The organism is Streptomyces sp. NPDC096079, assembly GCF_040303145.1.
Taxonomy (GTDB): Bacteria; Actinomycetota; Actinomycetes; order Streptomycetales; family Streptomycetaceae; genus Streptomyces.
Window position 1 is genome coordinate 34,539 of record NZ_JBEOST010000019.1, and the last position, 22,151, is coordinate 56,689.

At 75.0% G+C, this 22,151-nt stretch carries 21 protein-coding genes; 18 read left to right on the plus strand and 3 right to left on the minus strand.

The annotated features are described in order from the left end of the window. From ABTY59_RS29475 to ABTY59_RS29485, 3 genes are read left to right on the plus strand one after another with little or no spacing between them, the layout of a single operon-like run. On the plus strand, nt 1-666 hold the full coding sequence (locus ABTY59_RS29475; protein WP_352022099.1) for an amino acid ABC transporter permease: 666 nt from the start codon (nt 1-3) through the stop codon (nt 664-666). Next, nucleotides 663-1,565: an amino acid ABC transporter permease gene (locus ABTY59_RS29480; RefSeq protein WP_352022100.1), complete on the plus strand. Its 903-nt coding sequence runs from the start codon at nt 663-665 to the stop codon at nt 1,563-1,565. Before ABTY59_RS29475 ends, ABTY59_RS29480 begins: the two co-directional genes overlap by 4 nt. Before the next feature lie 56 nt (nt 1,566-1,621). Continuing rightward, entirely contained in the window at nt 1,622-3,220 is a 1,599-nt protein-coding gene (locus ABTY59_RS29485) for a molybdopterin-dependent oxidoreductase (protein ID WP_352022101.1), read from the plus strand. 17 nt (nt 3,221-3,237) lie between these two features. On the opposite strand, the gene ABTY59_RS29490 is transcribed toward ABTY59_RS29485, so the two are convergent. Continuing rightward, complete coding sequence (locus ABTY59_RS29490; protein ID WP_352022102.1) at nt 3,238-4,458, minus strand: GNAT family N-acetyltransferase; 1,221 nt, start codon at nt 4,456-4,458, stop codon at nt 3,238-3,240. 173 nt (nt 4,459-4,631) lie between these two features. On the opposite strand from ABTY59_RS29490, the gene ABTY59_RS29495 reads away from it, so the two are divergent. The 11 genes from ABTY59_RS29495 to ABTY59_RS29545 all read left to right on the plus strand — a co-directional run bounded on the left by ABTY59_RS29495 (nt 4,632) and on the right by ABTY59_RS29545 (nt 16,216). Further along, a complete protein-coding gene (locus ABTY59_RS29495) occupies nt 4,632-6,740 on the plus strand; it encodes an ATP-binding protein (protein ID WP_502995442.1) in 2,109 nt (702 codons plus the stop codon). Nucleotides 6,741-6,939: 199 nt separating this feature from the next. Beyond that, nucleotides 6,940-8,091 carry a sulfite oxidase gene (locus ABTY59_RS29500; protein ID WP_352022104.1) on the plus strand — a complete coding sequence of 384 codons (1,152 nt, stop codon included), beginning with the start codon at nt 6,940-6,942 and terminating at the stop codon, nt 8,089-8,091. A 76-nt stretch (nt 8,092-8,167) separates the two neighbouring features. Beyond that, nucleotides 8,168-8,998 (plus strand): NAD(+) synthase, encoded by an 831-nt coding sequence (gene nadE / locus ABTY59_RS29505; RefSeq protein WP_352022105.1) that lies wholly within the window; start codon nt 8,168-8,170, stop codon nt 8,996-8,998. A gap of 74 nt (nt 8,999-9,072) precedes the next feature. Further along, complete coding sequence (locus ABTY59_RS29510; RefSeq protein ID WP_352022106.1) at nt 9,073-9,468, plus strand: VOC family protein; 396 nt, start codon at nt 9,073-9,075, stop codon at nt 9,466-9,468. 72 nt (nt 9,469-9,540) lie between these two features. Next, nucleotides 9,541-10,221 (plus strand): ABC transporter permease, encoded by a 681-nt coding sequence (locus tag ABTY59_RS29515; RefSeq protein ID WP_352022107.1) that lies wholly within the window; start codon nt 9,541-9,543, stop codon nt 10,219-10,221. Then, nucleotides 10,218-10,892 carry an ABC transporter permease gene (locus ABTY59_RS29520; protein ID WP_352022108.1) on the plus strand — a complete coding sequence of 225 codons (675 nt, stop codon included), beginning with the start codon at nt 10,218-10,220 and terminating at the stop codon, nt 10,890-10,892. The genes ABTY59_RS29515 and ABTY59_RS29520 overlap by 4 nt, the downstream gene beginning before the upstream one ends. A gap of 26 nt (nt 10,893-10,918) precedes the next feature. Continuing rightward, a complete protein-coding gene (locus ABTY59_RS29525; protein WP_352022183.1) occupies nt 10,919-11,869 on the plus strand; it encodes an ABC transporter substrate-binding protein in 951 nt (316 codons plus the stop codon). Between the two features lie 44 nt (nt 11,870-11,913). Beyond that, entirely contained in the window at nt 11,914-13,221 is a 1,308-nt protein-coding gene (locus ABTY59_RS29530; RefSeq protein ID WP_352022109.1) for an alpha/beta fold hydrolase, read from the plus strand. A gap of 92 nt (nt 13,222-13,313) precedes the next feature. Beyond that, nucleotides 13,314-14,444 carry a substrate-binding domain-containing protein gene (locus tag ABTY59_RS29535; protein ID WP_352022110.1) on the plus strand — a complete coding sequence of 377 codons (1,131 nt, stop codon included), beginning with the start codon at nt 13,314-13,316 and terminating at the stop codon, nt 14,442-14,444. 90 nt (nt 14,445-14,534) lie between these two features. Further along, nucleotides 14,535-15,467, plus strand: coding sequence for an SIS domain-containing protein (locus ABTY59_RS29540; protein WP_352022111.1), 933 nt, complete (start codon nt 14,535-14,537; stop codon nt 15,465-15,467). Then, entirely contained in the window at nt 15,464-16,216 is a 753-nt protein-coding gene (locus ABTY59_RS29545) for a PIG-L deacetylase family protein (protein WP_352022112.1), read from the plus strand. The genes ABTY59_RS29540 and ABTY59_RS29545 overlap by 4 nt, the downstream gene beginning before the upstream one ends. A 75-nt stretch (nt 16,217-16,291) precedes the next feature. On the opposite strand, the gene ABTY59_RS29550 is transcribed toward ABTY59_RS29545, so the two are convergent. Both ABTY59_RS29550 and ABTY59_RS29555 read right to left on the minus strand, forming a co-directional pair. Beyond that, complete coding sequence (locus ABTY59_RS29550) at nt 16,292-17,068, minus strand: VOC family protein (protein WP_352022113.1); 777 nt, start codon at nt 17,066-17,068, stop codon at nt 16,292-16,294. Between the two features lie 98 nt (nt 17,069-17,166). After that, nucleotides 17,167-18,129: an NAD(P)/FAD-dependent oxidoreductase gene (locus ABTY59_RS29555; protein ID WP_352022114.1), complete on the minus strand. Its 963-nt coding sequence runs from the start codon at nt 18,127-18,129 to the stop codon at nt 17,167-17,169. 67 nt (nt 18,130-18,196) lie between these two features. Between ABTY59_RS29555 and ABTY59_RS29560 the strand changes: the two genes are divergently transcribed. The 4 genes from ABTY59_RS29560 to ABTY59_RS29575 all read left to right on the plus strand — a co-directional run bounded on the left by ABTY59_RS29560 (nt 18,197) and on the right by ABTY59_RS29575 (nt 22,097). Then, complete coding sequence (locus ABTY59_RS29560; protein ID WP_352022115.1) at nt 18,197-18,784, plus strand: helix-turn-helix domain-containing protein; 588 nt, start codon at nt 18,197-18,199, stop codon at nt 18,782-18,784. Nucleotides 18,785-18,853: 69 nt separating this feature from the next. Next, nucleotides 18,854-19,822, plus strand: coding sequence for an NADPH:quinone oxidoreductase family protein (locus ABTY59_RS29565; protein WP_352022116.1), 969 nt, complete (start codon nt 18,854-18,856; stop codon nt 19,820-19,822). After that, nucleotides 19,819-21,000 (plus strand): acyl-CoA dehydrogenase family protein, encoded by a 1,182-nt coding sequence (locus tag ABTY59_RS29570; protein ID WP_352022117.1) that lies wholly within the window; start codon nt 19,819-19,821, stop codon nt 20,998-21,000. Before ABTY59_RS29565 ends, ABTY59_RS29570 begins: the two co-directional genes overlap by 4 nt. Then, on the plus strand, nt 20,997-22,097 hold the full coding sequence (locus ABTY59_RS29575; protein WP_352022118.1) for an acyl-CoA dehydrogenase family protein: 1,101 nt from the start codon (nt 20,997-20,999) through the stop codon (nt 22,095-22,097). Before ABTY59_RS29570 ends, ABTY59_RS29575 begins: the two co-directional genes overlap by 4 nt. Nucleotides 22,098-22,151 lie beyond the last annotated feature (54 nt).

Consider the following 22,151-nt stretch of genomic DNA (forward strand, 5'->3'; position numbering starts at 1 on the left):
GTGTTCGACTTCCTCCAGGGGTACGACCTGCTCGGAGCCTTCTGGGTGACGGTGCAGCTCACCGTCTACTCCGCGATCGGCTCCCTCGTCTGGGGGACGCTGCTGGCCGCGATGCGGGTCAGCCCCGTCCCCCTCATGCGGGGCTTCGGCACCGTCTACGTCAACATCGTCCGCAACATCCCCCTCACCGTCATCATCGTCTTCACCTCGCTCGGCCTCTTCCAGACCCTCGGCGTCACCCTCGGCGCCGACCGGTTCACCGCCATCAACTTCCGGCTCGCCGTCCTCGGCCTCACCGCCTACACCAGCGCCTTCGTCTGCGAGGCCCTCCGCTCCGGCATCAACACCGTCCCCCTCGGACAGGTCGAGGCCGCCCGCGCCATCGGCCTCAGCTTCCCCCAGGTGCTGCGGCTGATCGTGCTCCCGCAGGCCTTCCGCTCCGTCGTCGGCCCCCTCGCCAACGTCCTCATCGCCCTCACCAAGAACACCACCGTGGCCGCCGCCATCGGCGTCGCCGAAGCGGCCCTGCTCATGCGGGAGATGATCGAGAACGAGGCCCAGCTCATCCTCATCTCCGCGATCTTCGCCGTCGGCTTCCTCTGCCTCACCCTCCCGACCGGCCTCCTCCTCGGCTGGGTCGCCAAGAAGGCGGCGGTGAAACGGTGAAGGACAAGCCCACCGTCCTCTACGACGTCCCCGGGCCCCGCGCCCGGCGCCGCAACCTCCTCTGGACGCTGCTGTTCCTCGTCGCCCTCGCCGCCGTCGTGTGGTGGGTCGTGGCGAGCCTCGCCGACAAGGGCCAGCTCGAATGGTCCAAGTGGGCGCCGTTCTTCACCGACCCCCGCGTCTGGGAGACGTACCTCCTGCCCGCCCTGAAGAACACCGTGATCGCCGCCGCGCTCGCCATGGTCATCGCCCTGCCCCTCGGCGCGCTCCTGGGCATCCTCCGGCTCTCCGACCACCGCACCGTGCGCGCCACCGCCGGCACCGTCGTCGAGTTCTTCCGGGCCATCCCCGTCCTGATCCTGATGCTCTTCGCGAACGCCGCCTACTCCGAGTTCACCGACATCAGCCCCGACACCCGCCCCCTGTACGCCGTCGTCACCGGCCTCGTCCTCTACAACGCCTCCGTGCTCGCCGAGGTCGTCCGCGCCGGCATCCTCGCCCTCCCCGCCGGCCAGACCGACGCCGCCCAGGCCATCGGCATGCGCAAGGGCCAGACCATGACGTACGTCCTGCTGCCGCAGGCCGTCACCGCCATGCTCCCCGCCCTCGTCAGCCAGCTCGTCGTCATCGTCAAGGACACCGCCCTCGGCGGCGCCATGCTCGGCTTCTCCGAACTCCTCGCCTCCGTACGCCCGATGAGCGCCAACTACGGAGCCAACACGATCGCCTGCTTCACCGTCGTCGCCGTCGTCTTCGTCGCCCTCAACTTCGCCCTCACCACCTTCGCCTCCTGGCTCGAACGCCGCCTGCGCCGCGGCAGGAGGTCCACCGGCGCGGTCGTCGGCGTCGGAGCCGTGGAGGACCTGGCGACCCCGGGCGAGCATCCGGACACGCGCTGAGACCCATACGGGTGACGCGGCCCGCCCGGACGGCCGGGCATGCCGACACTCCCCTCATGAACGCCACCAGGACCGCGCCCGAGCCGCGCCCCGAACCGTACGAACCCACCCGCACCGACCGGCTCCTCGCCGCGCTCGGCGGCCTCGTCTCGGCGTACGTCTCCCTGGCCGTCGCCGACCTCGTCGCCGCCCGGGTGCGCCCCGAGGCGGGCCCCGTCCCGGCCGTCGGCGGCGCCGTCGTCGACCGGACACCGGCGGCCCTCAAGGAGTGGGCGATCCGTGCCTTCGGCGAGAGCGACAAGACCGTCCTCCAGCTCGGCATCCTGCTGCTCCTCGCCGTCCTCGCCCTCGGCGTGGGACTCCTCGCCCTGCGCCACCGGCCGCTCGGAGCGGCGGCCGTCGCCGCCTTCGGCGTCCTCGGGGCCCTCGCCGCCGTCACCCGCCCCGACTCCGACTCCGCCGTCGACGCCGTACCCTCGCTCGCCGGAGCCGCCGCCGGAGCGCTCCTGCTGTACGTCCTCGTCGGCCGGCTCCGCACCCCCCGGCCCGGCACCGACCGGGCCGACCGCCGCGGCTTCCTGATCCTCGCCGCCTCCAGCGGCCTCGCCGCGACCGGCGCCGCCGCCCTCGGCCGCGCCGCCGGCACCCCCGTACAGGAGAACGCCGCCGCCTCCCGCGCGGCCCTGCGCCTGCCCCGGCCCGCGTCCCCCGCACCGGCCGTCCCGCCCGGAGCCCAGCTCGACGTCCCCGGCATCAGCCCCTTCATCACCCCCAACCCGGACTTCTACCGCGTCGACACCGCGCTCATCGTCCCCAGGATCGACGCCGACCGCTGGCGGCTGCGCCTCCACGGCAGCGGCGTCCGCGAGGAACGCGTCCTCACCCTGCGGGACCTCACGGCCCGGCCGGCCGTGGAACGGGACATCACCCTGGCCTGCGTCTCCAACGAGGTCGGCGGCCCGTACGTCGGCAACGCCCGCTGGCTCGGCGTCCGCCTCGCCGACCTGCTCCGCGAATCCGGCGTCCGCCCGCCCTCCGAGGGCGGCCCCGCCGACCAGCTGGTCGCCCGCTCCGTCGACGGCATGACCATCGGCACCCCCGTCGAGACCGTCATGGACGGCCGCGACGCCCTCCTCGCCTTCGGGATGAACGGCGAACCCCTGCCCTTCGCCCACGGCTTCCCCGTCCGCATGGTCGTCCCCGGCCTCTACGGCTACGTCTCCGCCTGCAAATGGATCGAGTCGATCGAACTCACCACCTTCGACGCCTACGACGCCTACTGGGTCCCGCGCGGCTGGGCCGCCCAGGCCCCCGTCAAGACCGAGTCCCGCATCGACACCCCGCGCCCCTTCGCCCGCCCCGCCGCCGGCACCGTCATGGTCGCCGGCGTCGCCTGGGCCCAGCACCGGGGCATCCGCCGCGTCGAGGTGCGCGTCGACGACGGCCCCTGGCAGGACGCCCGGCTCGCCGCACAGGACAGCGCCGACACCTGGCGCCAGTGGGTCCACCCGTGGGCCGCCGCCCCCGGCCGCCACACCCTCACCGTCCGCGCCACCGACGGCACCGGCACCACCCAGCCCGAGCGCCGCACCGACACCATGCCCGACGGGGCACAGGGGTGGCACTCGGTGGAGGTGACGGTCGCGGGCGGGTGACCCCGCCCGGCGCGCGGTCAGAACCAGTGCAGGCAGTGCGGCGCGCGCTCCCCCCGGAACAGGGCGTCGGCGAGGGCGGCGGCGCCCGGCCGGTGGGCCCGGACGTGCCCGGCGCGCACCAGCGTGCTCGGGGCCGTACCGCCGAGGTACGCCGAGCCCAGGTCCCGCACGTCCAGGGACAGGTCCGGCTCCCGGTCCGTCGGGACGCACTCGGCCTTGCCGTCCCTGACGGTCAGCAGGTGGCGCCCCCGCTCGCCGAGGAACGGGTCGTCGACGTCGAGGACGAGCTCGCCGTCCGTGAACCAGCCACGTGTGGTCAGCGCCCCCGGGACGTCGAGCAGGCGCACCCAGAGCCAGTCCGTGTCGCCGCCCGCCTCGGCGGCGCGGAAGTCCGCGAACCGCCAGCGCAGCGGGTGGTCGGCCGGGACGTGTTTGAACACGACCCGGGAGACCAGGTCGTGTCCGAGCAGGAACCGGGCCAAGGCGGCGAAGACGGTGTCGTCCGTGGCGACGGTCTCGTCGACCGTCAGGGTCTCGGCATCGCCGATCGAGTAGCTCGCATACCCGTCCGGGACACCGGCGGCGTCCCGGTGCACGGCCACGTAGCGCGGCGCCGGGGAGACCGGCGGCTGCCCGGCGCCGCGCTCCCACCAGCGGTGCGGCCGGGACAGCGCGCCCGGCTGCGCACGGCGGTACCGGTCGTAGACCTCCTCCAGGAGCTCCCCGCACTCGGCGCGCCGCAGCACTTCGACCGAGCCGGTGTCCGCGTCGGCCGCGCCCCGCGCCCGGGGAAGGCCGAGGGCGCCCTGATGGCGCGGGACCGTCAGCCGTCCCGTGTAGGTCGCGGGACCGTAGCCGAACCGGCCGTAGATCGTGGCCTCGGAGGCCAGCAGCACCGAGAGGAGCTCCCCCCGGGCCCGCAGCTCCGTCAGCTGATGCCGCATCATCGCGGAGAGCGTGCCCCGGCGCCGGTGCGACGGCAGCACACCGACGGCGGTCACCCCGGCGACCGGGACGAGGACCTCGCCCGGCAGGGTGAGTTCGAAGGAGTACGCGCCGGCCGTGCCGACGGGCTGCCCGTCGTCCGCCAGGGCGAGCAGGCCCCGGTCCATCTCCAACGCCGACCACCAGACCCCGCCGCCGTCCTCGGCCGGCCTGTCGGGGAAGCGGCCGAACGCGGCGTGGAGCGTGTCGACGAAGACACCGAGGTCCTGGACGGTCGTGGAACGGATCTCCATCGGTGCTGCTGCCTCCCCGTCGTACCGGCACCACGTCCGTGGCATCCCGCCACAGTGCAGCGCCCGCCCACGGCCCGGTCAAACGATTTTCGGCAGGTCACCCGCGACCCCCGCCGCGGAGAGTGCCGCGGCCTCGTAACGAACACGGCTCCACAGGTCCCTTCGGGCCCCGCATGAGGGAGACTGCTCCCGTGCGTGGACATCTGCCGGACGAGAACCCCGGTTTCGTGGGACGCCGCACGGAACTGGAGCGCCTCTCCGCCGCGTTGGCGGAGCACCGCCTCGTCACCGTGACCGGCGTCGGGGGCGTCGGCAAGACCCGGCTCGCGCTGCGCGCCGCGCACCGCGCCGCCGACGGCTTCCCGGACGGCGCCTGGTGGACCGACCTCGGCCAGCTCGACGGCGAGCGGCTGCTCGTCCCGCTCGTCGCCGACTCCGTGGACCTCGCCGACCACACCCCCGGCATGGCGACCACCGGGCTCTGCCACCGCCTCGCCGACGACCGGCTGCTGCTCGTCCTCGACTCCTGCGAACACCTCGCCGAACCCTGCGCCCGCCTCGTCACCGAACTCCTCGCCGCCGCCCCCGGACTCACCGTCCTCGCCACCGGCCGCCGCGCCCTCGGCGTCGACGGCGAGCGGGTCGTCCCCCTCGACCCGCTGCCGCCCGCCGGAGGCGACGCCCTGGAGCTGCTCCGCCAGGCCACCGGGCAGGACTTCCCCGCCGCCGGGCCCGCCGGCGAGATCTGCGTACGCCTGGAAGGCATCCCGCTCGCCCTGGAACTCGCCGCCGCGCAGATCCGCGTCCAGGGCGCCGAAGCCGTCCGCGACCAGCTCGGCAGCCGCCTCGACGCCTCGCCGGAAGCCCGCTTCGACCTGCTCGCCCACACCGAGCGGGTCTGGCCGAGCCGCCACCAGACCCTGCGCGCCGCCATCGGCTGGAGCCACGAGCTGAGCACCCCCCTCGAACGCCTCCTCTGGGCCCGGCTCTCCGTCTTCCGCGGCCCCTTCGACCTCGCCTCCGCGACCGCCGTGTGCGCCGGCGGACCCCTGGACGGCACGACCCTGCCCACCGCCCTCGACGGACTCGTCCGCTCCTCCGTGGTCCGCCCGCCGGACGCCGGCGGCAGACTCCGCATGCTCGACACCATCCGCGAGTACGGGGCGACCTGGCTCGACCGGACCGGCGGGACCGCGGCCGTCGCCGACCGGCACGCCGCCCACTTCCGCGACCTGGCCCGCCGGGCGGAGACCGAGTGGCACGGCCCCCGCCAGCTCCGCTGGTACCGCACCGTCGACGCCCACCACACCGACCTGCGCACCGCCCTGGACCGGCTGCTGCGCACCGACCCCGACGCCGCCCTCGACCTCATCGGCTCCGTCGCCTTCGCCTGGTCCTGCCGCGGCCGCCTGCGCGAGGCCCGCGACGGCCTCGAACAGGCCCTGCTCCTCGGCGACGCCCGCGGCCGGGTCCGGGCCCGCGCCCTGTGGGCCCTCGGCGTCACCCTGGTCCTCCAGGGCGAGTTCGGACCCGCCCAGGACGTCAGCGAACGCTGCGCACGCGAGGCCAGGTACACGGAGTACGCCGAGCCCGCCGAGCCCGCCGAGGCCCCGGGCGACGGCCGGGACCGGCCGGGCGACCTCACCCTCGACGCCGCGGCCCTCGCCGGACTCCTCGCGCTGACCACGGGCCGCCCGATGGCCGCGTACGTCGTCGTCGGTCACGTCCTCGACTCCGCCCGGGGCGGGCCCGCCGACTCCGCCGCCCGGCTCCGCTGCCACCTCGTGCGGGTCTTCGCCCTCACCGGCCTCGGCCGGCTCGCCGAGGCCCGGCAGGGGGCGCTCCGCCTGCGCGCCCTGTGCGAGGAACTCGACGAGCACTGGACCCGCACCGCCCTGGAGTACCAGCTCGCCCTCACCGGCCTCCTGGAAGGCGACCCCGCGGCCGCCGCCGGTCACGCCCGCGCCATGCTCGCGGGCACCCGCGCCCTCGGCGCGAGCCTCGGCGTCGCCCTCGGCCTCGACGTCCTCGCCACCGCCCTCGCGGCGGCCGGCGACATCGAGGGCGCGGCCGACGTGAGCGGCACGGGCGAGGCGTACTGGCGGGCCACCGGCCAGCCCCGGCGCGGCCTGCCGGGGCTGCGGGCCCTGCGCGAGCGGTACACCGACACCGCGCGCGCCGCGATCGGCGAACCCGCCTACGAGGAGATCTTCGTCCGTGCCCTCACCGGCCTCCCGCAGGACGGCCTCGACCGCGCCCTGCGCGGGCCCGGACAGGACTGACGGAACCCGACGCGCGGGCCCGCCACCCGGCTCTCACCCCGCACGCGCGCACGGAACCCGACGCGCGGGCCCGCCACCCGGCTCTCACCCCGCACGCGCGCACGGAACCCGACGTGCGGGCCCGCCACCCGGCTCTCACCCCGCACGCGCGCACGGAACCCGACGTGCCGGGCCCCGCTGCCGGGCGGACGATGAGGACATGGACGGATCCCTGAGCGGTCTGAGCGACATCAGCGCACCGGGACGCGTGGCGGGCCCCGACGAGGGCATCAGCGCACAGGAGCTCGCCCTCGCCGCCCGCAACCACGGACTCCCGCTCGAAGCGATGCTGAACCCGGTCACCCCGCCCGGCCTCCACTACGTCCTGGCGCACTACGACATCCCCATGGGCATCACGGACGGATGGCGGCTCACCGTCGGCGGCCGGGTGCTCCGGCCCCTGGACCTGGACCTGGACGCGCTCCGGGCCCGGCCCGCCGTCACCCGCCGGGTCACCCTCGAATGCGCCGGGAACGGCCGCGCCCTGCTCACACCCCGGCCCGTCAGCCAGCCCTGGCTGGTCGAGGCCGTCGGGACCGCCGAGTGGACCGGCGTCCCGCTCGCCGCCCTCCTCGCGGAGGCAGGGATCGCCGAGGACGCGGTCGAGGCGGTGTTCACCGGCGCCGACCACGGCGTCGAACGGGGCGTCGAGCAGGACTACCGCCGCAGCCTGCCCCTGACGACGGCCGCCGACCCGGCGCGGGACGTCCTCGTCGCGTACGCGATGAACGGTGCGCCCCTGCCGCCGCAGCACGGCAGCCCGCTCCGGCTGATCGTCCCCGGCTGGTACGGCATGGCCCACGTGAAGTGGCTCCGCGACATCACGCTCGGCGACACCCCGTACACCGGCTTCCAGCAGAGCGTGGCCTACCGGCTGCGACAGCGGGCGGACGACCCCGGAGAGCCCGTGACCCTCATCGCGCCCCGGGCGCTGATGGTGCCGCCGGGCTTCCCCGACTTCATGTCCCGCACCCGCGTCGTCCGGCCCGGACAGGTCTCGCTCGTCGGACGCGCCTGGTCGGGCCACGGACCGATCACCCGGGTCGAGGTCAGCGAGGACGGCGGCGTGGTCTGGACCGACGCCGAGCACCTCAACGACCCCGACCACCCCTGGGCGTGGGCCGCCTGGCGCCACCTGTGGACCGCGACGCCGGGACTGCGCCACCTCACCGTGCGGGCCACCGACGCCGCGGGGAACGTCCAGCCGCTCACCGAGCCGTGGAACCGCGGCGGCTTCGCCAACAACCACGTCCAGCGGGTCGAGGTGCTGTGCACCCCGGACGGGTCCGCCGCCCGGCCGGGCGACGCGTAGAGTCGACCCCGGTGCACCCCCGTACACCTGGGGCGACTCCCGCGCACCGCCGACCGACCCCGACGAGGAGACCTCCGTGACCGACCCGGCGCCCACCGCCCTCCAGCAGCAGATCGCCCGGGACCTCCAGGTCGCCGAGACCTTCGACCCGACGGCGGAGATCGAGCGCCGGGTGGCCTTCCTCACCGAGCGCCTCACCTCCACCGGGCTGCGCTCCCTCGTCCTCGGCATCAGCGGCGGCGTCGACTCCACGACCGCCGGCCGGCTCTGCCAGCTCGCCGTGGAGCGGGCCCGCGCCGCCGGCCACGACGCCACCTTCTACGCGATGCGGCTGCCGTACGGCGTCCAGGCCGACGAGCAGGACGCGCAGACCGCCCTCGGCTTCATCCGCGCCGACCGGGTCCTCACCGTGGACGTCAAGGCGTCCAGCGACGCGGCCCTTGAGGCCTGCCTCGCCGGCGACGTGACCTTCCGCGACGCCCACCACCAGGACTTCGTGCAGGGCAACATCAAGGCCCGGCAGCGGATGATCGCCCAGTACGCGGTCGCCGGCGCCCACGACGGGCTCGTCGTCGGCACGGACCACGCCGCCGAGGCCGTCTCCGGCTTCTTCACCAAGTTCGGCGACGGCGCCGCCGACGTCGTCCCGCTCACCGGCCTGACCAAGCGCCGCGTCCGCGCGATCGCCGACGCGCTGGGCGCCCCGGCCTCGCTCGTGTGGAAGACGCCCACCGCGGACCTGGAGACCCTCGACCCGGGCAAGGCCGACGAGGACGCCCTCGGCGTCACCTACGACGACATCGACGACTTCCTGGAGGGGAAGCCCGTCGCCGAGGCCGCGTACGCCACGATCGCCCGCCGCTACGCGCTCACCGAGCACAAGCGGCAGCTGCCGATCGCTCCCTGAGCGGACGGCGCGGCGGAAGCGGAGGATCCTGGAAGGGGCGCCCGGGCACCGGGCCCCTCGGAAGGGAGCACGACATGATCGGCGTGACCAAGGCCTACAGCGGTTTCTCGGTCGACGACCTGGACGCCGCGCGCGGCTTCTACGGTGACGTCCTGGGCCTCACGGTGGAGGAGACCGGCCCCGAGGGGATGCGGATGCTGAACCTCACCCTGCCGGGCGGGGCCCGGGTCTTCGTGTACCCCAAGGAGAACCACACGCCCGCCACCTTCACGATCCTCAACTTCGAGGTCGACGACATCGACCGGGCCGTGGACGAGCTCGCGGGGCGCGGGGTGACCTTCGCGCGCTACCCCGGCTTCGAAGCCGACGAGAAGGGCGTCGTGCGCTCCTCCGGAGGCGGCGAAGGGCCCGCCATCGCCTGGTTCACCGACCCGGCGGGCAACGTCGTCGCGCTCCTCTCCACCGGCTGACCCCGCCGCCGCGGCAGCCCCGAACGGCCCGGCCGGGGTGCGCCGGGGCCGGCCACCGTCTCGAATGGGAGGGTGACCGCGCCGCCCGACGACTGCCTCGCCCGCAACGAGTGGATCTGCGGCGACTACCTCTCCACCCGGCGCGAGATCCTCTCCGACGCCGTCGTCCAGCACCTCCAGCTGACCGGCGCCGCCCTCGCCCTCGCCGTGCTGCTCGCGGTGCCCCTCGCGCTCGCCGCCCGCCGCTGGCGCTGGGCGGCGGGACCCGTCCTCGGGATCACCACCCTCCTCTACACGGTCCCGTCGCTCGCGATGTTCTCGCTGCTGCTCCCCGTGTACGGGCTGTCCGCCGCGCTCGTCGTGGCCGGACTCGTCCTGTACTCCCTCACCCTCCTCGTACGGAACGTCCTCGCCGGCCTGCGCGCGGTGCCCGAGGAGACCCGGCAGGCCGCGCGCGGCCTCGGGTACGGGCCGATCCGGCTGCTCCTCGCCGTCGAACTGCCCCTCGCCCTGCCCGCCGCCATGGCCGGCCTCCGCATCGCCACCGTCTCCGCGGTCTCCCTCGTCACCATCGGCGCGATCGTCGGCCACGGCGGCCTCGGCAACCTCATCTACTCCGGGATGAACACCTACTTCAAGGCCCAGGTCCTCACCGCCTCCCTGCTCTGCGTCGTCATCGCGGTCGCCGCCGACCTGCTCCTCCTCGGCGCCGGGCGGCTCATCACCCCCTGGACCCGGGGACGGGCCGCGTGAGCACCGTCGCCGACGCGTGGTCCTGGCTCACCACCGCCTCGAACTGGTCCGGCGAGAACGGCGCCTGGCACCGGCTCGCCGAGCACCTCTTCCTCACCGTCGTCTGCCTCGTCCTCAGTTGCGTGATCGCGCTGCCCGTCGCCCTCGTCCTCGGGCACCTCGGCAAGGGCGGCGCGCTCGCCGTCAACCTCGCCAACGCCGGGCGGGCCGTCCCCACCTTCGCCGTCCTCGTCCTGCTCCTGCTCAGCCCGCTGGGCCCCTACGGGCAGTGGCCGACGATCATCGCCCTGGTGCTGTTCGCCGTGCCCCCGCTCCTCACCAACGCGTACGTCGGGATGCGCGGGGTGGACCCCGACGTCGTACGGGCCGCGCGGGGCATGGGCATGACGGGCCGCCAGACCCTGGCCCGGGTCGAACTGCCGCTGGCCCTCCCGATGATCCTCACCGGGGTCCGGATCGCCGCCGTCCAGCTCGTCGCCACCGCGACCGTCGCCGCACTCGCCGGGGGCGGCGGGCTCGGCCGGATCATCACCGCCGGGTTCAACCTCGCGTCCACCCCGCAGGTCGTCGCCGGAGCCTTCCTCGTCGCCGTGCTCGCGCTCCTCGTCGAGGGGCTCTTCGAGGGCCTGGGACGCGCCCGCCCGGCGCGGGAGCGGGGGAGCGGCGCGTGAGGGGAACCGGAACCGCCGCCGTCGCCCTGTGCCTCGCGCTGTTCGCCGCCTGCGGTCTCACCGGCTGCGCCACCGGACCGGCCCTGGAGGACCGGGACGCGGTCACGGGGCCGCCCGGCGACAGCCGTCGGCTGGTCGTCGGCTCGGCCGGCTTCACGGAGAGCGACCTGCTGGCCCAGATGTACGCGCTGCTGCTCCAGGAGGCCGGCTACCGCACGAAGCTCCTCTCCGTCACCAACCGCGAACTGTACGAACCCGCCCTGGAGAACGGCCAGATCGACGTCGTACCGGAGTACGCGGCCACCTTCGCCGACTGGCTGAACGCCAAGGTCCACGGGGCGGACGCGCCGACCGTCGGCTCGCCCGACCTCACCGCGACCATGACGGCGCTCCGCGCGCTGGCGCGGCCGCGGGGGCTCGCGGTCCTCGACGCCGGCCGCGCCGTCGACCAGAACGCCTTCGCCGTCACCGCCGCCTACGCCGCCGAGCACCGGCTGAAGACCCTGAGCGACCTCGGCGCCGCCCGGCTGCCCGTCCGCCTCGCCGCCGGCGACGAATGCGTCCGGCGGCCGTACTGCGCCCCGGGCCTGAAGGAGGTCTACGGCATCGACGTGACGGCCGTCGACCCCAAGGGCGTCGGCACCACCCAGGCCAAGCAGGCCGTGCGGAGCGGCCGGAACCAGCTGATGCTCACCACGACGACCGACGCCACGCTCGACGAGTTCGGGCTCGTGCTGCTGGCCGACGACAAGGACCTCCAGAACGCCGACTTCATCGTGCCCGTCGTCAACCGCGCCCGCGCCGGGACCGAGGGCGTCACCCGCGCGCTCGCCCGGCTCAACACGGTCCTGACCACCACCGACCTCGCCCACCTCAACGAGCAGGTGGACAGCTGGCGGCGGCTCCCCGAGGACGTGGCGCGCACCTACCTCAGGGACAAGGGCCTCCTCCCGCGCCGATCGCCGCACCCCATGTGATCCACTGTCCTCGCGGGGGCGTACGAACAGGAGCAGGAGCAGCGTTGACCACCTACCGTCAGCCGGGACTCGTCCTCACCGACCACCGCTTCCCCGTCCCCCTCGACCACGACCGCCCCGACGGCGAGCGCATCGAGGTCTTCGGCCGTGAGGTCGTCGCGAGCGGCCACACCGGACCGGACCGCGAGAAGCTCCCCTGGCTGGTCTACCTGGAAGGCGGGCCCGGCTTCGGGGCCCGTCGCTTCATCGGTCCGCAGGCCTGGCTCGGCCGCGCCGTCCGGGAGTTCCGGGTCCTCCTGCTCGACCAGCGCGGCACCGGACGCTCCACCCCGGCCAACCGCCAGACCCTGCCGCTGCGCGGCGGCCCGGCCGAGCAGGCCGACTACCTGGCGCACTTCCGCGCCGACTCCATCGTCCGGGACTGCGAACTGATCCGCCGCCGGCTCACCGGCGGCGCCCCCTGGACCGTCCTCGGCCAGAGCTTCGGCGGCTTCTGTGCCGTCCACTACCTCTCCACCGCCCCCGAGGGCCTGGAGCGGGTCCTCGTCACCGGCGGTCTGCCCTCCCTGGACGCCACCGCCGACGAGGTCTACCGGGCGGCCTACCCCCGCGTCCGGCGGAAGAACGAGGCCCACTTCACCCGCTACCCCCAGGACGCCGAACGGGTCCGCGCGATCGCCGCCCACCTCCTCGGCCACGAGGTCACGCTGCCCGGCGGCGGGATCCTCACGGTCGAGGCCTTCCAGTCGCTCGGCATCCTCCTCGGCTCCGGCGACGGCACCCACCAGCTCCATCTGCTCCTGGAAGGCGCCTTCGTGCCGACCCCCGGCGGGCCCGCGCTCTCCGACACCTTCCTGGAACAGGTCCAGGCACACCTCTCGTACGCGGGCCACCCGCTCTACGCCGTCCTCCACGAGGCCATCTACGCCCAGGGCCAGGGGCCCACCGACTGGGCCGCCGAACGGGTCCGCGCGGAACACCCCGAGTTCGACGCCAGGGCGGCGCTCGCCGAGGGCGCCACCCCGCTCCTCACCGGCGAGACCGTCCACCCCTGGCACTTCACCACCGACCCCGCGCTGCGCCCGCTCCGCGAGACCGCGGAACTGCTCGCCGCGCGCACCGACTGGACCCCGCTGTACGACCCCGAGCGGCTGGCCGCCAACCAGGTCCCGGTGGCCGCCGCCGTCTACCACGACGACATGTACGTCGACACCGCGCACTCCCTGGAGACCGCGCGGGCCGTGCGCGGCCTGCGGACCTGGGTGACCGACGAGTTCGAGCACGACGGGGTGCGGGCCGGCGGCCCGCGCGTCCTCGACCGGCTGCTCGCGCTCGCCCGGGACGAGGCCTGACCGCCGCGCCCGGACGGGCATAGGATTCGGCGCGCAATCGAACAGCACGAGGACACCGGGGACGCGCGCCCCGGCCGCGCGAGGGGGCCCGGATGGCGGCACGCGAGACACCGGCATCCGGCCGGGAGCTGAAGTTCCGGGCCCTCATGGCGGAGCTGCGGCGCGGCATCCTCGACGGCACCTGGCCGCCCGGCAGCAAGCTCCCCACCGAGCGGGCCCTGGCCACCGAGACGGGCCTGTCCGTCACCACGGTCCGCCGCGCCTACGAGGACCTGGTCGCCCTCGGACTCGTCGAGCGGCGCCAGGGCGCGGGGACCTTCGCCGCCCACCGGCCCGAGCGGGCCCTGGCCGACCGCCGGATCGTCGGCGTCCTCGTCCCCGACACCACGTTCTACTATCCGCGCGTCCTCCAGGGCATCGAGAAGGAGCTCGCGGCGGCCGGCGCCCGCCTCGTCCTCGCCTGCTCGCACTACGACCCCGCCGAGGAGGACGCGGCCGTCGAACGGCTCCTCTCCGCCGGGGTCCACGGGCTGCTCCTCGTCCCCAGCCTGCACACCGCGACCGATCCGGGGCGGCGGGCCGAGGAACTCCTGGCCCTGCCCGTCCCCGCCGTCCTCGTCGAACGCCGGCTCGCCGCCCACGGGCCCGGCGACCCCACCGAGCACGTCTGCACCGACCACGAGGGCGGTGCCTACGACGCCGTGCGCCATCTGCGGGCCCTCGGTCACGAGCGGCTCGGACTGGTCGCCCGCACCGACGCGCCCACCACCGCGCCCATCGAGTCCGGCTTCGCCCGCGCCCTCGGCGACCTCGGTCTGCCCGCCGCGACGTACGAGCGGGACGTCATGGCCCGCTGGGACCCGGACCGCGCCGACCGGGCCCTCGCCGGGCTCCGGGACGGCGGGGCGACGGCGGCGCTCTGCTTCGGCGACCGCGAGGCCGCCCTGCTGCTGGGCGCGGCCCGCCGCGCCGGGCTGCGGGTGCCGGAGGACCTCGCCCTGATCAGCTACGACAACGAGTTCGCCGACGTCGCCGAGACCCCGCTCACGGCCGTCTCGCCCCCCAAGTACCAGCTCGGCCGGCTCGCCGCGCAGATCCTGCTCCGGCGGCTCGCCGAGGGCGAGGCGTCCCCGCTGCACCAGGTGCAGCTGCGGCCGCGCCTGGTGGTCCGGGCCTCCTGCGGCGGGCGGACGGAGGGGGACCCACAAAAGTCCAAGCGATGAGTACGGATTGCTCATGGTGTGCTCTGGTCGCGCACGGATACAACTCGGTCCGGACCCGCGAGGGGCCCGTGCGAGGAGAGGACCCGGACCATGAGCACCCACGTCAGCGCGGAGATCGCCGGCCAGCCCGACTGCTGGCGCCGCGCCGCCGAGATCGCGGCCCGCGACACCGGCCTGCTGCCGGCCCGCGGCGAGCGCGTCGCCGTTGTCGGCTGCGGCACCTCGTACTTCATCGCCCGCGCCTACGCCGCCCTGCGGGAGTCCCTCGGAGCGGGCGAGACCGACGCGTTCCCCGCGTCCGACCCCACTCCGCTGGGCCGGGGATACGACCGGATCGTGGCGCTCACCCGCTCCGGCACCACCACCGAGGTCGTGGACCTGCTCGCCCACGCCGCCGGCCGCGTCCCGACCCTCGTCGTCACCGGGGTCCCCGACAGCCCCGCCGGGCGGCTCGCGGACCGGATCGTCGACCTCGGCTTCGCCGACGAACGCTCCGTCGTCCAGACCCGGTTCGCCACCACGGCCCTCCAACTGCTGCGCGCCGGGCTCGGGGTGGACCTCGGCCCCGCGATCGCCGACGCCGAACTCGTGCTGTACGAGCGGCTGCCCGAAGCCTGGGAGCGGCGCGGCCAGTTCACCTTCCTCGGCACCGGCTGGACCGTGGGGCTCGCCGACGAGGCGGCGCTCAAACTGCGCGAGGTGGCCCGCGCCTGGACGGAGTCGTACGCGGCGATGGAGTACCGGCACGGTCCGATCAGCATCAGCGACCGGGCGAGTCTGGTCTGCTGCCTCGGCCCCGCGCCCTCGGGCCTGCGGGACGAAGTGGAGTCCACGGGCGCCCTGTTCGCCGCCGACGCGATCGACCCGGTCGCGGCCCTGGTCCGCGTCCAGCGGCTCGCGGTGGCCCTCGCCGCGCGGCGCGGCCTGAACCCCGACCGCCCGCGCCACGTCTCCCGCTCGGTGATCCTCGCCGGGGCCTTCCGCCCGACGGTCTCGGACGCGACACGTATCCTGCGCTCATGATCGACACAGATGCCCAGGACCTCCTGGAGATGCCCGGCGACTGGACGCGCGCCCTCGCCGTCGTCGCCCACCCCGACGACCTGGAGTACGGCTGCGCGGCGGCCGTCGCCGCCTGGACGGACCAGGGCAAGGAGGTCACGTACGTCCTCGCGACCCGCGGCGAGGCCGGGATCGACACCCTCGCCCCCGACGTCTGCGGTCCGCTCCGCGAGCAGGAGCAGCGGGACAGCGCCGCCGTCGTCGGCGTGGACACCGTCGAGTTCCTCGACCACCGCGACGGCGTGATCGAGTACGGGCTCGGGCTGCGCCGTGACCTCGCGGCCGCGATCCGCCGTCACCGTCCCGAGCTCGTGATCACCCTGAACCACCGCGACACCTGGGGCGGCGGTCCTGGCGCTCCCTGGAACACCCCCGACCACCTGGCGGTCGGCCGGGCCACGCTCGACGCGGCCGCCGACGCCGGGAACCGCTGGATCTTCCCCGAGCTGACCGAGCGGGGCCTCGACCCCTGGAACGGCGTCCGCTGGGTCGCGGTGGCCGCCTCCAGCACCCCGACCCACGCGGTCGACGCGGCGCCCGGCCTGGACCGCGCGATCCGCTCCCTCCTCTGCCACCGCGCCTACATCGAGGCGCTGACGGACGAGGACCCGGAGACGTACGTCCGCGACTTCCTGACCACGGCGACGTCCCGCGCCTCGGGCCGCTTCGGCGACCGCCCGGCGGTGACGTTCGAACTCTTCGCCCGCTAGGGCCGGTCGGGCGGGGCGGGGCGATCCCCCGCGACCGTCCGCGACGCCGCTGCGGCGCCCCGGCCGGGGCGCCCCCTATGCCCTCGGCGAGGGCTTCATCACGGCGAAGACCGCGCCGAAGGGGTCGGCGAGCCAGGCGATGCGGCCGACGTCCGGGACGTCGGCGGCGGGCATCACGACCGAACCTCCGCTGCCCTGGGCCGTGCGGGCGACCGCGTCGACGTCCTCCACCGCGAAGTACGGGACCCAGCGCGGTTCCCTCCCCTCCTGGGCCTCCGCCGCGCCGCCGAAGGAGGTGTCCTCCTGGTCCCCCTCGGCGGTGGAGATCACCCGGTAGGTCATGCCGGGCGCGTCCATCGACGCCCACCGCCAGCCGAAGAGGGTCCGGTAGAAGCCGAGGGTGGACTCGGGGTCGGGGACGTGCAGTTCGGCCCAGAGGAGCGTGTTCGCGGAGGAGGTCCGGTCCAGGCCCTTGATCCTCCCGGGCTGCCAGACGGCGAACTCGGCGCCCGCCGGGTCGGTGAGACAGGCCATGCGGCCCGCGTCCATGACGTCGAAGGCCGCGACGCGCACGGTGCCGCCCGCCTGCTCGGTGGCCTGGGTGGTGGCGTCCGCGTCCGGGGTCTGGAAGTACACCGTCCAGGCGCTCTTCGCGCCCTCCTCGGTGAGCGGCCCCAGGGCGCCGACCGTGGCGCCGTCCTGCTGGAAGAAGCCGTAGCCGCCGGCGTCCGGACCCGCCGACCGGAACTCCCAGCCGAGGACGGCACCGTAGAACGCGGCCGCCGCGTCGGTGTCCGGGCTGCCGAGGTCGATCCAGTTGGGGGAGCCCTTGGTGAAATCCGTACCGAGCATGGGAGGTGTCCCGTCCTTAGGTCGTCCGTGGCCGCATGTGGCCACCATGGCCGATCCTCACCCGTGGGCCCCCGCGGCGCAGCCCCAGCCGGCGCGTTTCATCCGGCCGGCGGACGGGCCGCCGCCTCCTCCAGATCCGCGAACAGCAGCTCGTGGGAGATCGCCACGCCCGCCCGGTAGCCCCGGCTCACCGCGTTGACCACCTGTTCCTGCGGGCCCGTCACGTTCCCGGCGGCCCACACGCCCGGGACGCTCGTCCGGCCCGTCTCGTCGACCGCGACGAACTCCCCGAACGGGGTCGCGCGCAGCTCCGCTCGCAGCGCCCTCAGCACCCCGTCCCGCGCCGCGAGCCGACGCGCCGCGACGAAGACCACCGAGCGCGGCACGATCCGCCCGCCGGCGAGCCGGACGCCGGTCAGCCGGTCGTCCTCGACGGCGAGTCCGGCGACCTCGCCGGTCACGACCTCGACCCCGGCGGCGTCGAGCAGCGCCGTGTCATGGGGGGAGAGCCCGTCGGCCGTGTGCAGGAAGAGCGTCACGTCCTTCGACCAGCGCGAGACCATGAGCGCCTGGTGCGCGGGCATCGCCGGGTGGGCGATCACGCCGAACGGCAGGTCGCGGACCTCCCAGCCGTGGCAGTACGGGCAGTGGAGGACATCCCGGCCCCAGCGCTCGGCCAGGCCGTCGATCTCCGGCAGCTCGTCGACGAGGCCGGTCGCCACCACCAGCCGTCGCGCGGCCACGCCCGTGCCGTCCGCCAGGGACAGGAGGAGGCCGTCGCCGTCGGGTGCCGCTCCGGCCACCCGGCCCGCGCGCACGTCCACTCCGTACGCGGCGAGTTCGCGCCGGCCGGCCGCCAGGTAGTCCGCGGGGCTCGTCCCGTCCCGGGAGAGGACCCCGTGCATGTGGGCGGCGGGGGCGTTGCGGGGCTCACCCGCGTCGACGACCAGGGTGCGCAGCCGCGAGCGGCCCATGACCAGCGCCGCGCTGAGCCCGGCCGCGCCGCCGCCGACCACCACGGCGTCGTACCGGCCGGGAGCGTTCCGTGTGTGTGTCTTCATGAGGAGAGCCTCGTTCCGCTTCCGGCGGCACCGCAAGGAATCTTGCCGTTTCTGCAAGACTGGAGCCATGACAGAAGACGACCGCATCGACGCCGTCCTCACCGAGGTCGGCCCCCGGCTCCGCCGGGTCCGCCGCGACCGCGGGGTGACCCTGGCCGAGCTCTCCGCCGCCACGGGCATCTCCGTGAGCACCCTCTCCCGGCTGGAGTCCGGGCAGCGCAAGCCCAGCCTCGAACTGCTGCTGCCGCTCGCCCGCGCCCACCAGGTCCCCCTCGACGAGCTCGTCGGCGCGCCCCCCGTGGGCGACCCCCGCGTCAAGGCGAAGCCCATCGTGCGCCACGGCCGGACGATGTACCCGCTGACCCGGCAGCCCGGCGGGCTCCAGGCGTACAAGGTGATCCAGGAGAAGGCGCACGAGGCCCCCGAGCCCCGTGTGCACGAGGGGTACGAGTGGCTGTACGTGCTGTCCGGGCGGCTCCGGCTCGTCCTGGGCGAGCACGACGTCGTGCTCGCCGCCGGGGAGGCGGCCGAGTTCGACACCCGCGTCCCGCACTGGTTCGGGCCCACGGAGGACGGGCCGGTGGAGTTCCTGAGCCTCTTCGGGCCGCAGGGCGAGCGCATGCACGTGCGGGCGCGCCCCAAGAAGTCCGGCTGACCGGTTCCGCCAGGGGCAAGCGACCGCTTAGTATGCCACCGACCGCTCGGTACGGAGGAGGCATTCCGGATGCAGGCATGGCGTGTGTACGAGAACGGCGAACCGGGCGCGGTGATGCGCCGCGAGGACGTGGCACCGCCCGTGCCCGGTGACGGCCAGGTCCTCCTCAGGGTCCGCGCCGCCAACGTCAACTTCCCCGACGCGCTGCTCTGCCGCGGCCACTACCAGGTGCGGCCCCCGCTGCCCTTCACCCCCGGCGTCGAGGTCTGCGCCGAGACCGAGGGCGGACGCCGGGTCATCACCACCGCCGCCCTGCCGCACGGCGGCTTCGCCGAGTACGTCCTCGCCGACGCCGCCGGGCTCCTGCCCGCCCCGGACGCGCTCGACGACGCGGAGGCCGCCGCGCTGCACATCGGCTACCAGACCGGCTGGTTCGGCCTGCACCGCCGCGCCGCCCTCCAGGAGGGCGAGACCCTCCTCGTGCACGCGGCGGCCGGCGGCGTCGGCAGCGCCGCCGTCCAGCTCGGCAAGGCGGCCGGCGCCACCGTCATCGGCGTCGTCGGCGGCCCGGAGAAGGCCGCCGTCGCCCGCGCCCTCGGCTGCGACGTGGTGGTCGACCGCCGCTCCGAGGACGTCGTCGCCGCCGTCAAGGCCGCGACCGGCGGCCGGGGCGCCGACGTGATCTACGACCCCGTCGGCGGCGAGGCCTACGGGCAGTCCGCCAAGTGCGTGGCCTTCGAGGGCCGGATCGTGGTCGTCGGCTTCGCGAGCGGCACCGTCCCGGCCCCCGCCCTCAACCACGCCCTGGTGAAGAACTACTCGGTCCTCGGCCTCCACTGGGGCCTGTACGCGGCCAAGGACCCCGCCTCGATCGGCCGCTGCCACGAGACCCTCACCGCCTATGCGGCCAAGGGGATCGTCAAGCCCCTCATCGGCGAGCGCGTCCCCTTCGCCGGCGCCGCCGACGCCGTCCAGCGCGTCGCCGACGGCACCACGACCGGCCGCCTGGTCGTCCTCCCGGAAGGAGTCCACGCATGACCGACGCCGAGGAACTCCGTTCCCTCGTCCGCACGTTGCTCGCCGAGCACCCGCCGGCCACGACCGACCGCACCGACTTCCTGAAGGCCCGCTTCGACGCGGGACTCGCCTGGGTGCACTACCCCGTGGGCCTCGGCGGGCTCGACGCGCCCCGGTCCCTCCAGGCCGTCATCGACGCCGAACTCGCCGCCGCGGGCGCCCCCGACAACGACCCGCGCCGCATCGGCATCGGCCTCGGCATGGCCGCCCCCACCCTCCTCGCCTACGGCTCCGAGGACGTCACGTCCCGCTTCCTGCGGCCCCTCTGGGTCGGCGAGGAGGTCTGGTGCCAGCTCTTCAGCGAGCCCGGCGCCGGCTCCGACCTCGCCGCGCTCGGCACGCGTGCCGTACGGGACGGCGAGGACTGGGTGATCGACGGGCAGAAGGTGTGGACCTCCAGCGCCCACCTCGCCCGCTGGGCCATCCTCATCGCCCGCACCGACCCGGACGCGCCCAAGCACCGGGGCATCACCTACTTCGTCTGCGACATGACCGACCCCGGTGTCGAGGTCCGTCCGCTGCGCCAGATCACCGGCGAGGCGGAGTTCAACGAGGTCTTCCTCACCGGCGTCCGCATCCCCGACGCCCACCGCCTCGGCGAGGTCGGCGACGGCTGGCGGGTCGCCCAGACCACCCTCATGAACGAACGGGTCTCCATCGGCGGTGCCCGCATCCCCCGCGAGGGCGGCATGATCGGGAAGCTCGCCGCCACCTGGCGCGAGCGTCCCGAACTGCGCACCCACGACCTGCACCGGCGCCTCCTCGACCTCTGGGTGGACGCCGAGGTCGCCCGGCTCACCGGCGAGCGCCTCCGGCAGCAGCTCGTCGCCGGACAGCCCGGACCCGAGGGCAGCGCCATGAAGCTCGGCTTCGCCCGGCTCAACCAGGCCATCAGCGGCCTGGAGGTCGAACTCCTCGGCGATGAGGGCCTGTTGTACGGGGAGTGGGAGATGCGCCGCCCCGAACTCGTCGACTTCACCGGCCGTGACGCCGGCTACCGCTACCTCCGCTCCAAGGGCAACTCGATCGAGGGCGGCACCACCGAGGTGCTCCTCAACATCGTCGCCGAGCGGGTCCTCGGCCTGCCCCCGGAGCCCCGCAACGACAAGGACGTCGCCTGGAAGGACCTGGCCCGATGACCGCACCGACCGATCTCCTGTACTCCGAGACCGAGGACGACCTGCGGGCCGCCGTCCGCGCCCTGCTCGCCGACCGGGCCGGTCACCAGGTGCTGCTCGACCGGATCGAGACGGACGATCCGTACGTCCCCGGTCTGTGGAAGTCCCTCGCGGGCGACATCGGCGCCGCCGGGCTCCTCGTCCCCGAGGAGCTGGGCGGCCAGGGCGCGAGCCACCGCGAGGCGGCCGTGGTCCTGGAGGAGCTGGGCCGCGCGGTGACCCCGCTGCCGTACCTCACGAGCGCGGTGGTCGCCACGGAGACGCTGCTCGCGCTCGCGGGGGAGGGCGGCCCCGCCGCCGGGCTCCTGGCGTCGCTCGCGTCCGGCGAGCGTGTCGCGGTCCTCGCGGTGCCGTTCTCCACCGCGCCGCACCCGCCGGTCGCGGGAGGCGAGGGCATCGCGGAGGGCCCGGTGCGCGGTGTCGCCGACGCGGTCGCCGCCGACGTGTTCCTCGTCGCGCGTGCCGACGGCCTGTACGCGGTCCCGACCGCCGACGCCGTCGTCACCCCGCTCACCCCGCTGGACCTGACCCGGCCGCTCGCGGTCGTCGACCCCGGCGGCGCCGGGGGCACGCGGCTGGCCGACGGCGACGCGTCCCGAGCGGCCGTCCGGCGCGGACTGCTCGCGGGCGCGGGGCTGCTCGCCTCCGAGCAGCTCGGCCTCGCCGAACGCTGCCTGGAGGAGACCGTCCGGTACACCCGTGAGCGCCACCAGTTCAACCGGCCCGTCGGCTCCTTCCAGGCCCTGAAGCACCGCATGGCCCAGCTCTGGCTGGACGTCGTGGGGGCCAGGGCCGCGGCCCGCGCGGCCGCCGACGCCCTCGCCACCGGCAGCCCGGACGCGCCGCTCACCGTGGCGGTCGCGCAGGCGTACTGCTCCAAGGTCGCCGTCCGCGCCGCCGAGGAGTGCGTGCAGCTGCACGGCGGGATCGGGATGACCTGGGAGCACCCCGCGCACCTGGCCCTGAAGCGGGCGAAGTCGGACCAGATCGCCCTGGGTTCGGCGGGCCGCCACCAGGACGCGATCGCGGCCCTGATGGACCTGCCCGCACCCCGGTAAGGGGCCCCTGCGTCCACACCCCTTTACATACTGTTTAATTGCAATCTGTTCGCA